The 14183-nt window shown below is 62.4% G+C and carries 12 protein-coding genes; 1 reads left to right on the plus strand and 11 read right to left on the minus strand.

Annotated features, from left to right (window positions below):
* Positions 1–8: 8 nt before the first annotated feature.
* Positions 9–659, minus strand: a complete 651-nt coding sequence (locus tag ACM3N8_RS13240; protein WP_043139737.1) for a class I SAM-dependent methyltransferase — start codon at positions 657–659, stop codon at positions 9–11.
* A gap of 264 nt (positions 660–923) precedes the next feature.
* On the opposite strand from ACM3N8_RS13240, the gene ACM3N8_RS13245 reads away from it, so the two are divergent.
* A complete protein-coding gene (locus ACM3N8_RS13245; protein ID WP_043139740.1) occupies positions 924–2021 on the plus strand; it encodes a calcium:proton antiporter in 1098 nt (365 codons plus the stop codon).
* A gap of 70 nt (positions 2022–2091) precedes the next feature.
* Here ACM3N8_RS13245 and hutH read toward each other — a convergent pair whose 3' ends face one another.
* The 10 genes from hutH to ftsY form a co-directional block, all read right to left on the minus strand.
* Positions 2092–3624, minus strand: coding sequence for a histidine ammonia-lyase (gene hutH / locus ACM3N8_RS13250; RefSeq protein ID WP_098980989.1), 1533 nt, complete (start codon positions 3622–3624; stop codon positions 2092–2094).
* Position 3625: 1 nt separating this feature from the next.
* Positions 3626–5329, minus strand: a complete 1704-nt coding sequence (gene hutU, locus ACM3N8_RS13255; protein ID WP_241325967.1) for a urocanate hydratase — start codon at positions 5327–5329, stop codon at positions 3626–3628.
* A 55-nt stretch (positions 5330–5384) separates the two neighbouring features.
* Positions 5385–6329 (minus strand): formimidoylglutamase, encoded by a 945-nt coding sequence (gene hutG, locus ACM3N8_RS13260; protein ID WP_241325966.1) that lies wholly within the window; start codon positions 6327–6329, stop codon positions 5385–5387.
* Positions 6322–7557 (minus strand): imidazolonepropionase, encoded by a 1236-nt coding sequence (gene hutI, locus ACM3N8_RS13265; RefSeq protein WP_241280099.1) that lies wholly within the window; start codon positions 7555–7557, stop codon positions 6322–6324. Before hutI ends, hutG begins: the two co-directional genes overlap by 8 nt.
* A 156-nt stretch (positions 7558–7713) precedes the next feature.
* On the minus strand, positions 7714–8418 hold the full coding sequence (hutC, locus tag ACM3N8_RS13270; RefSeq protein ID WP_098980993.1) for a histidine utilization repressor: 705 nt from the start codon (positions 8416–8418) through the stop codon (positions 7714–7716).
* Between the two features lie 11 nt (positions 8419–8429).
* Positions 8430–9089: a carbonate dehydratase gene (gene can, locus ACM3N8_RS13275; protein ID WP_042868573.1), complete on the minus strand. Its 660-nt coding sequence runs from the start codon at positions 9087–9089 to the stop codon at positions 8430–8432.
* Between the two features lie 125 nt (positions 9090–9214).
* Positions 9215–10069 carry an RNA polymerase sigma factor RpoH gene (gene rpoH, locus ACM3N8_RS13280; RefSeq protein WP_011899178.1) on the minus strand — a complete coding sequence of 285 codons (855 nt, stop codon included), beginning with the start codon at positions 10067–10069 and terminating at the stop codon, positions 9215–9217.
* A 455-nt stretch (positions 10070–10524) separates the two neighbouring features.
* The gene (gene ftsX / locus ACM3N8_RS13285) at positions 10525–11478 is read right to left on the minus strand and encodes a permease-like cell division protein FtsX (RefSeq protein WP_042868569.1); all 954 of its coding nucleotides are present in this window, start codon (positions 11476–11478) and stop codon (positions 10525–10527) included.
* Positions 11479–11584: 106 nt separating this feature from the next.
* On the minus strand, positions 11585–12253 hold the full coding sequence (gene ftsE / locus ACM3N8_RS13290) for a cell division ATP-binding protein FtsE (protein ID WP_043139753.1): 669 nt from the start codon (positions 12251–12253) through the stop codon (positions 11585–11587).
* 69 nt (positions 12254–12322) lie between these two features.
* The gene (gene ftsY, locus ACM3N8_RS13295; protein ID WP_416016213.1) at positions 12323–14080 is read right to left on the minus strand and encodes a signal recognition particle-docking protein FtsY; all 1758 of its coding nucleotides are present in this window, start codon (positions 14078–14080) and stop codon (positions 12323–12325) included.
* Positions 14081–14183 lie beyond the last annotated feature (103 nt).

Consider the following 14183-nt stretch of genomic DNA (forward strand, 5'->3'; position numbering starts at 1 on the left):
GAAAAAGGTCAACGCCGGTATTGCAGTATCTGACCGCGAAAGGGCTGGCTCAGATAGCTCACGTCCAGCGGCTTGTGCTGGCTGTGCGCATAGCCCAGGCTCATCATCAGCTTGCTGAAGCGGCCCTGCTGGCCACGCCCCGGATCCACCAGGATCACCTCGCAGTGCGACTTGGCGTGCTGCTCGATAAAACCGGCCAGGGTCTCGACCTGGCCGCGCTCATAGAGCAGATCGCTGCCTATGATGAGATCGAAGCGGCCCAGCTCGGTGACGGCATCTTCCCAACCGGTACGGATGAAGGGGATGAGCGCCCCCTTGTTGAGCAGCACGTTGGCCGCCAGAAAGGCCCCCGCCTCCGGGTGATAATCGGTGGCCGTGATATCCGCCAGCCTGTGGTTGAGCACCAGACTCGCCAGGGCTATGCCGCACCCCACCTCCAGGATCCGCAGATCCGCCACCTCGTGCTCCACCATCAGATGGGCCAGCACATTGCCGGAGTCCCAGACGATGCCAAACAGCGGCCAGAACGCCGAGGAGATGCCGAGCGCCTCAGCCTCTCCCTTGTCATCGGAGAACTGCTGGTTGTCGCGCAACGTGCGCAGGTGGATGTCGAGTTCGCCAAACTCTATGGTGTGATAACGCAGACGCACAACAGACATGGGAGTCCCTGGTCAGGATGCCGCCAGATCCACGGAAGCATGAATTCGACCGGCATGCCCCCATGCTACGCAGTAAGCGGGCAGATACCTATCTATATCCCGACCCGACGGGGCAGCTGCGGCAGATTACATCCTGCAACAAAATGATTTTCCCCAGGCGATACAACTCCCTTTATCATTAGCAGGCCCGCCACACCCGTAGCGGCGCCGTTTTGCCTCCATACCCCGTCGGCCCCGGCCGCCCCGAGATGAGAACCATTGCCTATGAAGTCATTTATCCGGCAAGAGATTGCCCTGTCCATTGGCCTGCTGACCCTGCTGTTTTTCAAGACGCTGGGCAGCGACCTGCTGACAGAGGCCACTCCGCTTGCGATTTATCTTCCTGTCTCGGCGGCGCTGCTTGCCATCGTCACCTGGGCCATCTTCTCTGTGGTACGCCACTCGGACGCCCTCGCCATCAAGCTGGGTGAACCCTTCGGCACCCTTATCCTGACGCTCTCCGTCATCTCGCTGGAAGTGGTGATGATCTCCTCCGTCATGCTGACCGGCGACCCCAATCCCGTGATGGCCCGTGACACCATGTTCGCCGTGGTGATGCTGGTCACCAACGGCCTGGTGGGCTTCACCCTGCTGTTCGGCGGCTGGCGCTACCACACCCAGAGCTTCAATCTGGATGGGGTCAAATCCTATCTGGTCGCCATCATACCGCTGGCCCTGCTCTGTCTGGTGCTGCCCAACTTCACCCGGGGCGGCACCATTGGCAGCATGTCGAGCCCCATGTCCTGGATGCTGATCATCATCTCCATCCTGCTCTACGGTATCTTCCTGCTGATCCAGACCCGCAGCCACAGCCACTTTTTCGTCGACAGCGACCACGAGGATTACGAAGAGCACCACGGCCCGCTGCAGAGCAACCTCTACCACACCCTGTTGCTGCTCGCCTATCTGGTGGTGGTGATCCTGCTGGCCAAGACATTGGCGATCCCCATCAACTACGGGGTCAAGGTGATGGCTGCGCCGCCTGCGCTGGGTGGCTTCATCGTGGCCTGTATCGTGCTCGCACCGGAAGCCGTGGGCGCCATCAAGGCAGCCTTCAACAACCAGTTGCAGCGCGCCATGAACCTCTACTTCGGCTCTGTGCTGGCCACCATAGCCCTGACAGTGCCCGCCGTGCTGTTCATCGGTGCCATGCTGGGCCAGGAGGTGCGCCTCGGCCTCTCCGCCGCCGACATGGTGCTGCTCGTCACCACCCTCATGGTCTGCAAGGTGACCTTCAGCAGCGGCCGCACCAATGTGCTGCACGGTGCTACCCACCTGGTGCTGTTCGTGGTCTACCTGTTCCTGATGTTCGAGCACGAATAACGGATCACGCTACCGCAGCAACGAAAAGACCGCCCCTGAGGGCGGTCTTTTGCTATGGAGCGAATGGGGCTTAGAGACTGGGCAGCACACCGGCCGGGATCAGGTCGTTGTAGCTCGCCTGAGCCAGCAGCTCGGCAGCCGCTTCGATGTCCGGCGAGAAGTACCTGTCCTTGTCGTAGAAGCTGACCTTGCTGCGCAGCCGACCCTTGGCCAGCTCAAGCAGCTCAGTGGTGCGCAGGGGAGCACGGAAATCCAGCCCCTGCGCCGCCGCCAGCAATTCGACCGCCAGTATGCCACGGGTGTTCTCCGCCATGTCCGCCAGCCGGCGAGCGGCGAAGGTGGCCATGGAGACGTGATCCTCCTGGTTGGCGGAGGTGGGCAGGCTGTCCACCGAGGCCGGGTGGGCCAGGCTCTTGTTCTCGGAGGCGAGCGCCGCCGAGGTGACCTGGGCGATCATGAAACCGGAGTTCACCCCACCGTTGTTGACCAGGAAGGCGGGCAGACCCGACATGCGCGAATCGATCAGCAGCGCCATGCGACGCTCGGACAGCGACCCGATTTCGGCGATGGCCAGTGCCAGGTTGTCGGCGGCGAAGGCCACCGGCTCGGCGTGGAAGTTGCCGCCGGAGAGGATCTCCTCATCCTCGGCAAACACTAGCGGGTTGTCGGAGACAGCATTGGCCTCGCACACCAATACCTCGGCAGACTGACGGATCTGGGTCAGGCAGGCCCCCATCACCTGCGGCTGGCAGCGCAGGGAGTAGGGATCCTGCACCTTCTCGCAATTGTGGTGGGACATGCCGATCTCGCTGCCGTCCACCAGCAGCTGGCGATAGCAGGCGGCGGCATCGATCTGGCCGAGCTGACCGCGCACCTCATGGATGCGGGCATCGAACGGACGACGACTGCCCAGCGCCGCCTCCACGCTCATGGCACCTATGGTGATGGCGCCGGCGAACAGGTCCTCGGCGTGGAACAGGCCTTCCAGCGCAAACGCCGTGCTGGCCTGGGTGCCGTTGAGCAGGGCCAGTCCCTCCTTCGGTGCCAGAGAGATGGGTTCGAGACCCGCGATCTTCAGCGCAGTGGCGGCGTCCATCAGCTCGCCCTTGTGGCGGGCCTTGCCTTCACCAATCAATAAACAGCTCATATGGGCCAGCGGCGCCAGATCGCCGGAGGCGCCGACGGAGCCCTTTTTCGGCACCACAGGATAGACTTCGGCGTTGATGAGGGTCATCAGCGCCTCAAGCACAGTCAAGCGGATGCCGGAGAAGCCCCGCGCCAGCGAGTTGACCTTGAGCACCATCATCAGCCGCACTGTGGCGTCATCCATGTAGGTGCCGATGCCGGCCGCGTGGGAGAGCACGATGGAACGCTGCAATTCGTCCAGCTGCTCCACCGGGATGCGGGTGTTGGCCAGCAGGCCAAAGCCGGTGTTGATGCCGTACACCACGCGATTCTGCTCGATCACCTTGGTGACCACGGCAGCGGAGGCGTGGATCCCCGGCAGCGCGGCCGGATCCAGGCTGATATGAACCGGCTCGCGGCTGACGCGGCGCAGGGTATTGAGGCAGAGCTTGCCCGGTAACAGATTGAGTTCAAACATCTTATTTAACCCCTTTGCCCGTTGCGGTCAGCATCGGCAGATCCAGTTTCGCCTCATGGGCGCAGTTGATGGCAATCTCGTAGCCTGCGTCGGCGTGACGCATCACACCGGTGGCCGGGTCGTTGCGCAGCACCCGACCGACGCGTCTGGCGGCGTCATCGGAGCCGTCACAGACGATCACCACACCCGAGTGCTGGGAGAAGCCCATGCCCACACCGCCACCGTGGTGCAGCGACACCCAGGTCGCGCCGCCGGCGGTGTTGAGCAGGGCGTTGAGCAGCGGCCAGTCGGAGACGGCATCGGAGCCATCCATCATCGACTCTGTCTCGCGGTTCGGGCTGGCCACAGAGCCGGAGTCCAGGTGATCGCGACCTATGACCACGGGCGCCTTCAGCTCGCCATTTTTCACCATCTCGTTGAAAGCCAGGCCCAGGCGTACCCGATCCTTGACCCCGACCCAGCAGATCCGCGCCGGCAGGCCCTGGAAGGCGATGCGCTCGCGGGCCATGTCGAGCCAGTTGTGCAGGTGGGGATCGTCCGGGATCAACTCCTTGACCTTCTGATCCGTCTTGTAGATGTCTTCCGGATCGCCGGACAGCGCCACCCAGCGGAAGGGGCCAATCCCCTCGCAGAACAGCGGGCGGATATAGGCGGGCACGAAACCGGGGAAGTCGAACGCATTCTTGACCCCCTCCTCCAGCGCCATCTGGCGGATGTTGTTGCCATAATCCAGCGTGGCAGCGCCGCGGGATTGCAGGGTCAGCATGGCTTCCACCTGACGGGCCATGGAGTGGCGAGCGGCCTGGTTCACCTCCTGGGGCGCGGATTTTTGCAGCGCGCGCCACTGGGCCACGCTCCAGCCCTGGGGCAGGTAACCGTGGATGGGGTCGTGGGCCGAGGTCTGGTCGGTCACCACGTCCGGCGTGATGCCGCGGGCCACCAGTTCGGCAAAGACATCGGCAGCGTTGCCGAGCAGGCCGACGGAAACGGCGGTGCCGCTGCGTTTGGCTTCCTCGACCATGGCCAGCGCCTCATCCAGACTGTGGGCCTTCTTGTCGACGTAGCGGGTCTTGAGACGGAAATCGATGCGGGTCTCGTCGCACTCGACGGCGATCATGGAGAAGCCGGCCATGGTGGCGGCCAGCGGCTGGGCGCCGCCCATGCCACCCAGACCGCCGGTCAGGATCCAGCGACCCGCAGGCTCGCCGTCGAAGTGCTGGTTGGCCACCGCGAAGAAGGTTTCATAAGTGCCCTGCACTATTCCCTGGGTGCCTATGTAGATCCAGGAGCCGGCCGTCATCTGGCCGTACATCATGAGGCCTTTCTTATCCAGCTCGTTGAAGTGTTCCCAGTTGGCCCAGTGCGGCACCAGGTTGGAGTTGGCGATCAGTACCCGAGGCGCATCCTTGTGGGTCTGGAACACCCCGACCGGCTTGCCGGATTGCACCAGCAGGGTCTCGTCTTCCTCGAGCCGGGTCAGCACCTCGACTATCTTGTCGTAGCAGGCCCAGTTGCGGGCGGCGCGGCCAATGCCGCCATACACCACCAGGGATTGGGGATGCTCGGCCACTTCCGGATCCAGGTTGTTCATCAGCATCCGCAGCGGCGCCTCTGTGAGCCAGCTTTTCGCGGTCAGCGCGGTACCACGGGGGGCACGGATGACCCGGCTCGGATCCTGACGGGGATCCAGGTGTTGCTCAGACATACACACTCCTTGTTTTATCAATGCAGCAGCATGGCGACCTGCCCTCGGCAGAGCGCTACTTGGTTAACTGATGGACCAGCCGGGCGGCCACGCGGGCGCTGCGGTTATCCTGATCCAGGTTCGGGTTGTACTCGGCCAGATCGGCGAGCCGCAGCTTGCCGCTGGCCCGGATATGGGCAATCAGGGGTTCGATGACCGCCAGCTCGACACCGCGGGCGGCGGGGGCGCTCACCCCCGGCATGACGGCGCCGGGCAGCACGTCGAGATCGATCGTCAGATAAAGGTGATCACAACGGGCGATAAAGGCATCCAGTCCGTTCAAAAGCTCGGGCAGTGTGGCCTGGGTCATGGCCTCGTCCAGCGCATACCAGACCCCCAGTTCATCGGCGCGGGCAAACAGCGCCTGGGTATTGGCTGTCTCGGCCACCCCGAGGCAGGCGTAATGAAACCCTGTGCCCTGGGCGGCGCACTGCTCGGCGATCTGGAAGAAGGGGGTGCCCGAGCTGGCCTGCTCCGCCTTGCGACGCAGATCGAAGTGGGCATCGAAGTTGATGATGCCGACCCGACCCTGACCGGCCAGATGGCGGTTGAGGCCGCTCCAGCTACCGAACGCCACCTCGTGACCGCCCCCCAGCACCAGCGGGAAGTGACCCTCATCCAGCAGGCTAGCCACCCGCTCGGCCAACCGGCCATGGGCGGCATCGAGATCGCCGTCGTCGCAGCACAGATCACCGCTATCAAAGACGGGACAGGTCAGATGCCAGGCACTGTTGGCCAGCAGCTTGCGGATCGCCAGCGGTGCGCCGGCCGCCCCCGTGCGCCCCTTGTTGCGGCGCACGCCCTCGTCGCAGGCAAAGCCCACCAGAGCGACGCCGGGTTCGGCTGCCCCGATCAGCGGCCAGGCCTGCACCCTGTCGTGCCAGCGCAGGGCAAGCTCGCCATCTTCCGGATCCTGGCGCCCCTGCCAGACCGACATATGGGGCAGGCTGAACTTATCCATGCAGCGTCTCCTCGCCGTTGACGATACGGCTCACCAGCTGATCGACGCCGATGAGGTAACTGAGCTCGGCCGGGTGCCCGCAGTTCCAGACCAGGAAGTCCGCCAGCATGCCCACTCTCAACTGCCCCAAACGCTCCTGCTCGCCGAGCGCGCGGGCGGCGTTGCGGGTCACCCCGACCATGGCCTCGACCGGGGTCAGACCGAACAGGGTACAGGCCATGTTCATGGCCATGCGCAGCGACACTATGGGGGCCGTGCCCGGGTTGATGTCGGAGGAGACCGCCATGGGCACGTGGGCCTTGCGCAGGGCGGCGACCGGGGGCAGCCTGGTCTCTTTCAGGAAATAAAACGCGGTGGGCAGCAGGGTGGCGACCACGCCACGGTGGGCCAGCGCCTGGATCCCTTCCTGATCCAGATGTTCCAGATGATCCACAGAGAGGGCGCCAAAGTTGGCGGCGAGCGCACTGCCCCCCAGGTTGGAGAGCTGTTCCATGTGGCCCTTCACCGCCAGACCGTATTGATCCGCGGCCAGATAGACCTGCTCGGTCTGGGCCAGCGAGAAGCCGATGTGCTCGCAGAAGACGTCCACCGCATCCGCCAGGCCCGCCTCGGCGGCCGCCGGAATGATCTCCTGGCAGATGGTCTCGACCCAGGAGTCGGGATCGTCGCGATATTCGGGCGGCACCGCATGGGCCGCCAGCAGGGTGGTCTTGACCCGGATCGGCAGCGCCTCTCCAAGCCTGCGGGCAACCCGCAGCATCTTGAGCTCGTCATCCAGCGTGAGGCCGTAGCCGGACTTGATCTCCACAGTGGTGACCCCTTCCCGGATCAGGGATTTGAGCCGCGGCAGTGCCAGCTCAAACAGCTGATCCTCGCTGGCGGCACGGGTGGCCCTTACCGTGCTGAGAATGCCGCCACCCTTGCGGGCGATCTCGGCATAGGGTACCCCTTTCTGGCGCAGTTCAAACTCTTCGGCCCGGCTGCCGGCGAAGATCAGATGGGTGTGACAGTCGATGAGGCCGGGCGTCACCAGCTTGCCCTTCATCTCCTGCCAGTGCGCCGGATAAGGGCCCTTGAGATCCTGCATGGGCACCAGGGCGTGGATCTTGCCTTCATGAACGCCGAGGGCGTGGGGCTCCAGCAGACCGTAGTCGGCCAGATCGGGGCGCAGGGTGGCGGGTGTCACGTTGAGCCAGACCCGCTCGCAGTTCAACAGTTCCTTGTTCATACCGACCTCTAAATGTATATACATTAATTTATATCCGATCTCTGGCAGGAAAGAAAGGATCAAATTCACATCTTGATAACAGCGCTGTGATTAGAGTTTAAGCACAAAAAAGCCCACCATGAGGTGGGCTCTGTTAAAAACAATATGTATATACAATCAGCTGAGGCTGGTCTTGGAACTCAGCTTGTAGCGGGAACCCGGCGAAAGCAGGCGGGCGTAGGAGACCAGGTAACCTTCCGACCAGGTACGGCGATGCAGCAACAGGCAGGGGGTGTCGACCCGCACCTGCAGCAGACCGGCCTCACCGGCGCTCGGCAGCACGGCTTCCACCACGTGCTCCATCTCGGAGAGGGGACAGACCTCCATCAGATAGCGGTTCGGCGTCTGCTGGGTGAAGTCCTGCCCGCCGTAGTCCGGCAGGCGCTCGGCATCGACGAAGCGCTCCTCCAGCTGCAGCGGCTCCCCATCGGCCTGATGGACGATGAGGCTGTGGAAGATGGGGGCGCCGACCCGCAACCCGAGCTGGACCGCCACCTTCTCGTCGGCGGCCTGGCGTTGCAGCCGGATCACCCGGGCGCTGTACTCGCTGCCACGCTCGGCGATCTCGTCGGCTATGTTGCGAATGGCCAACAGCGGTGACTCGGTGCGCCTGTCCGCCACGAAGCTGCCGGAACCGGCGGTGCGCACCAGCCAGCCTTCGGCCACCAGCTCACGCAGCGCCTTGTTGACCGTCATCCGGCTCACGGTGAACAGCTCGCACAGGGCGGCCTCGGTCGGGATCCTGTCCCCCGCCTGATAGTGGCGTTCGCGGATCCCGTCCAGGATGTGCTGCTTGATCTGAAGATAGAGGGCTGGCGCCAACGGCAGGTTCCTCAGCGACGGCGGTGGGGCGGACGCATGTCCGGCCAGGCGCGATAAACATCGGGGATCTGATCCGGCCCGCTGATGCAGAGATCCAGATCGTGCAGCAGACCGTCCTTGATGCCATAGATCCAGCCGTGCACCGCCAGCTCCTGCCCCTTGCGCCAGGCATTCTGGATGATGGTGGTGTGGCAGACGTTGGCGACCTGCTCGGCCACGTTCAGCTCGCACAGGTAATCGAAACGCTCGTGCTCATCTTCGATGGCATCCAGCTGTTCGCGATACTTGAAGTAGACATCCTTGATGTTGCGCAGCCAGTTGTCGATGAGCCCCAGCTCCTGGTTCTGCATCGCCGCCTTGACGCCACCGCAGCCATAGTGGCCGCAGATGATGATGTGCTTCACCTTGAGCACCTCGACCGCGTATTGCAGCACCGAGAGGCAGTTGAAGTCGGTGTGCACCACCAGGTTGGCGACGTTGCGGTGGACGAACACATCCCCCGGCAGCAAGCCCATCAGCTGGTTGGCGGGAACCCGGCTGTCGGAGCAACCGATCCAGAGGTATTCGGGGGCCTGCTGGGCGGAGAGGGTAGCGAAGAAATTCGGGTCCTCGGCCTTGATCCGTTCCGCCCACTCGCGGTTGTTGGTAAACAGGTCGTTCAACAGTTTCACTATCTGCTCTCCCTACTGTGGCAGTGGCGGCAACATAACATAGACAAGGGTAACCAAGGCAAGGCCGACCAGATGCTCGTGAAACAAAAACAGGGCCATCAGGCCCTGTTTTTGTGAGGGAGGCATCAGGCCTCCATGGCGTCTTTCAGCTTCTTGAGTGCGTTTTTCTCAAGCTGACGCACCCGTTCGGCAGAGACACCATAGGTATCGGCCAGCTCCTGCAGGGTGGTCTTGCTGTCATCATCGAGCCAGCGGGCGCGGATGATATGCTGGCTGCGCTCATCCAGAGTGGCGAGGGCCGAACTCAGGCGACGGGTCGCATGGTCATCCCAGTTGTCATTCTCTATGGTGGCCGCCAGATCGGACGATTTGTCTTCCAGATAATGAACCGGGGCGAAGCCACCTTCATCTTCATCATCACCGACCAGATCGAACGCCTGATCGTAGTTGCTCATGCGTGCTTCCATCTCGGTCACATCGGTCGGGGAGACCCCCAACTCGGCGGCGACGGCCTGCACTTCATCGTGGCTGAACCAGCCCAGACGCTTCTTGGATTTGCGCAGGTTGAAGAACAGCTTGCGCTGGGCCTTGGTGGTCGCCACCTTGACCATGCGCCAGTTGCGCAGGACATATTCGTGGATCTCGGCCTTGATCCAGTGCACGGCGAAGGAGACGAGTCGCACCCCGACAGTCGGGTCGAAGCGCTTGACGGCCTTCATCAGGCCGATATTGCCTTCCTGCACCAGGTCAGCCTGGGGCAGACCGTAACCGGCATAACTCTTGGCGACGTGAACGACAAAACGCAGATGCGACATGACCAGCTGACGGGCAGCCTCGAGATCGCCGCCCTGCTGCAAACGCTCAGCCAGCTCACGCTCTTCCTCTGCGGTCAGCACAGGAATCGAGTTAACTGCCTGGATATAGCCTTCCAGACTACCTTGCGGAATCAGAGCCATAGTGCGCTGCAATGAAGTTCCCATGTTCTACCTCTTTCTTTTCAATCGAATCAGTCTAACACCCTGAGAGGGTCTGTCTACTGACCGGACGCCATTCTGCGGCCTGTATCAAACATCATAGTGAGCATGTCTGAACCGGGGTTATCTTAGGCCGGCAGGATGAATCATGAATGAACAGTCAAAAAAAGGGGGTCACAATCAAGGACCCCCGAAAAGTAGCATGCTAAGTCCATTGTTGCGGAGCTCGCAACCTTCACATGCTTGCCAAGTCAGACGAGCAAGGCAGAGGGGCCACACCCGTATAAGTTCTTCAGCACTTGTAGACTGCTTATAAATCAGAAGGTTCACAGGATCCAGAGAAGATCCCGAAGATCGGTACCGTTCAGATTACTCTCAGAACGCTGGCCGTGCCAGAAACGGCCCCTCTTTTACTTGATCCGTGTCTCAAAATCCAGCGCTTTAAAACGCTGATAAATTAATCAGGATGGTTCTATGTCGCGAATGTGGCGATGGACCGAGAACCAGGAGGCGATCAGCCCCAGCAGAGCCCCCAGCAGAATCAGATTAATCCCATCCACCGCCCCCATGCCGACCAGCCGGAAATTGCTGTTATACAAGCCCGCCAGCTCCTTTACCACACCCTCGCTCCAGATCACCATCACCTCGGTCAGCCACCAGGCCAGCATGCCGCCGATGACCCCGAACCAGATGCCGGTATAAAGGAAAGGACGGTGAATGAAGGCATCGGTCGCCCCCACCAGCTTGAGCACTTCGATCTCGGATCGCTGGTTGAGTATGTTCAGACGCAGGGTATTGCCGACGATCAGCAGCACGGCGGAGAGCAGCAGCACGGCTATGCCGGTAATGGTGTGGCGCAACAGGTTCATGATCCCCTGCAAGCGGGTCAGCCACTGCAGATCCAGCTTGCCCTGTTCGACGCCATCCTCGTTGTTCAGCTTGTTGAGCAGCTCGGCGGCCCCTTCCGGATTCTGCCAGCGGGGATCGGGAATAACGCTCAGCACAGGCGGCAGCGGGTTGCTGTCGAGGTAATCGAGCGCGTCGCCGAAACCGGAGATCTCGCGAAACTCCTTGAGCGCCTCATCCCGGCTCATGTAGGTGACGGACTCCACCTCGGGATAGAGCAGGATCCGCTGCTTCATGTCGAGAATGCTCTGCTCGGGCAGATCCTTGCGCAGATAGAGGGAGATCTGGGAACTGGTCTGCCAGCTCCCCTCCACCACCTCGGCATTTTTCAGCAGCACGTGGAAGCAGGAGGGCAGCGCCAGGCTGACGCCAAGTACCGCCAGCGTCATCAGGGAGGCGAGCGGATTGCGCCACAGCTCGCCCAGGCTGGAGAAGGCCTGACGGGCGTGGTCGACCCAGTACATCATGAAGCGCCGTAGCGGTGGCTGTTTATGACGAACGATAGCCATCAGAACATCTCCCCTGGCAAGTGGCTGGCGAGCAAGCGGGCATGATCCTCACCCCACGCCAGCATGAAGCGGCACTGTGGTGGCTGCTTGTAGCGGAAAATCGCCATCAGAGCTCCTCCCCTGCCGAATACATGCGCCCCGCCTTGAGGGTCAGGGTGCGATAGCGCATGCGGGCGATCAGCCCCAGATCGTGGGTGGCAATCAGCACGGAAACGCCGAAGCGGTTGAACTCCTCGAACAGCCGCATGATATCCATGGAGAGCTGGGGATCCAGGTTGCCGGTCGGTTCATCCGCCAGCAGCAGCGGCGGCTTGTTGACGATGGCGCGGGCGATGCCGACCCGCTGCTGTTCACCACCGGAGAGCATGCGCGGCTGGTAGCGCTCCTTGCCGAGCAGCCCCACCTTGTCCAGCGCTGCCGCCACTCGTTTGTTGATGTCGGCATGGCTGTAGCCGTCGATCACCAGCGGCAGCGCCACGTTGTCGAACACGGTTCTGTCCATCAGCAGGCGGTGATCCTGAAAGATCATGCCGATCTGGCGCCGTACATAGGGGATATCGCCCCGCTTGATATGACTGACGTCGTCGCCGTGGAAGAAGACGCGCCCGTCGGTCGGCCGCTCCATCACACTGATGAGCTTCAAGAGGGTACTCTTGCCCGCCCCCGAGTGCCCGGTCAGGAAGGCCATCTCCCCCTTGCGCAGGTGAAAGCTGACCTTCTGCAACGCCTGATGGCCGCCGCTGTATACCTTGCTGACCTTATCGAAACGAATCATAACGGATCCCTGACAGTGACAAGCCCCGACCTGGGTCGGGGCATGTGGCGCTTACCATGGCGCCTGAGCTTACTCATCGCGACTGAACAGTGCCTCGATAAAGTCGTTGGCGACGAAGGGGCGCAGATCGTCGATCCCCTCGCCCACCCCGATATAGCGGATCGGGATCTGGAACTTGTCGGCCACCGCGAAGATGACGCCGCCCTTGGCGGTTCCGTCCAGCTTGGTGAGGACGATACCGTCCAGCCCCACCGCCTCGCTGAACAGCTTGGCCTGGCTGAGGGCGTTCTGGCCTGTACCCGCATCCAGGGTCAGCATGACCTCGTGGGGCGCCTCTTCATCCAGCTTCTTCATCACCCGCACCACTTTCTTGAGCTCTTCCATCAGGTTGCTCTTGTTCTGCAGGCGGCCGGCGGTGTCGGCGATCAGTACGTCGGCCCCGCGCGAGCGGGCAGCCTCGATGGCATCATAGATGACGGAGGCAGAGTCGGCGCCGGTATGCTGGGCGATCACTGGGATGTTGTTGCGCTGACCCCATACCTGCAGCTGCTCGACCGCAGCGGCACGGAAGGTGTCGCCGGCGGCCAGCATGACGCTCTTGCCTTCGGCCTGGAACTGCTTGGCCAGCTTGCCGATGGTGGTGGTCTTGCCGACACCGTTCACGCCCACCATCAGGATCACGTAGGGTTTCTTGCTGGTGTCGATCACCAGCGGCTGCTCGACCTTGGCCAGCATGGCACCCATGTCCTGCTTGAGCAGACCGTAGAGCGCCTCGGCATCCTTGAGCTGCTTGCGATCCGCATGCTGCACCAGGCCATCTATGATGCGGCGCGTGGTATCGACCCCCAGATCGGCGGTCAGCAGCTGGGTCTCCAGCTCTTCAAACAGCTCATCGTCGATCTTCTTGCCACTGAACAGGCCGAAGAAGCCGGAGCCAATATTTTCCTTGGTGCGCACCAGACTGCGCTTGAGGCGGGCAAAGAAGCCCTCCCGCTGCGGCTTGTCCTGGGTATCGTCATCCACCTTGGCGGCCAGCGGCAGGGCAGCCAGTGCGGCGGCTTCAGCCTCCATCTCGGCGACCAGACGAAGATCTTCCGCTCTCTGGGCTTCTTTGGCGATACGGGCGGCTTCGGCAGCCTGTGCCTCGGCGGCGATACGGGCAGCTTCGGCAGCTTGTGCCTCGGCGGCGATACGAGCGGCTTCTGCAGCCTGCGCCTCGGCGGCGATGCGGGCGGCTTCGGCAGCCTGTGCCTCGGCAGCGATACGGGCAGCTTCCGCAGCTTGCGTCTCGGCGGCGATGCGAGCGGCTTCGGCAGCTTGTGCCTCGGCGGCGATACGGGCAGCTTCGGCAGTTTGCGCCTCGGCGGCGATACGGGCAGCTTCGGCAGCCTGTGCCTCGGCAGCGACATGGGCGGCTTCGGCAGCCTGTGCCTCGGCGGCAATACGAGCAGCTTCGGCAGCCTCTGCCTCGGCAGCGATACGGGCGGCTTCGGTAGCCTCGGCCTCGGCACTCTCCTGCTCGATCAGCAGTTCATTGACGATGACGGGCTCCAGCTCGGAGGCACACTCTTCCACCACCAGCGGACCCGCGTCCAGATCGGTGGGGGCACAGCAATCGTCATCGTGCGCAGCGCCAGCGGGCAGGAGATCATTCTGTGCGCTGACGGGCAATTCAGTGGGCACTACCGGCGTAGTATCGGAAACGGGGTGAGCAACGACCTCAGGCTCAACGATAATGGGGGTGGCTTGGGGTGTCTGTGGTTGGACAGCCTCAGCCTCTTCTTTCTTGCGGCCGAAACCCAGCCAGGAAAACAAACCTTTTGCCATCTAAAAAATACTCACTTCGTTGGCTGACTGCTAAGATAGCCGTCCCTCGGCGGGTCGGCATAAAAATGAACCGCCTTATACTACCACTTTATTTTCTGACGAC

Origin of the sequence: Aeromonas sp. A04 (assembly GCF_047780465.1) — a bacterium.
Lineage (GTDB): Bacteria > Pseudomonadota > Gammaproteobacteria > Enterobacterales > Aeromonadaceae > Aeromonas > Aeromonas bestiarum.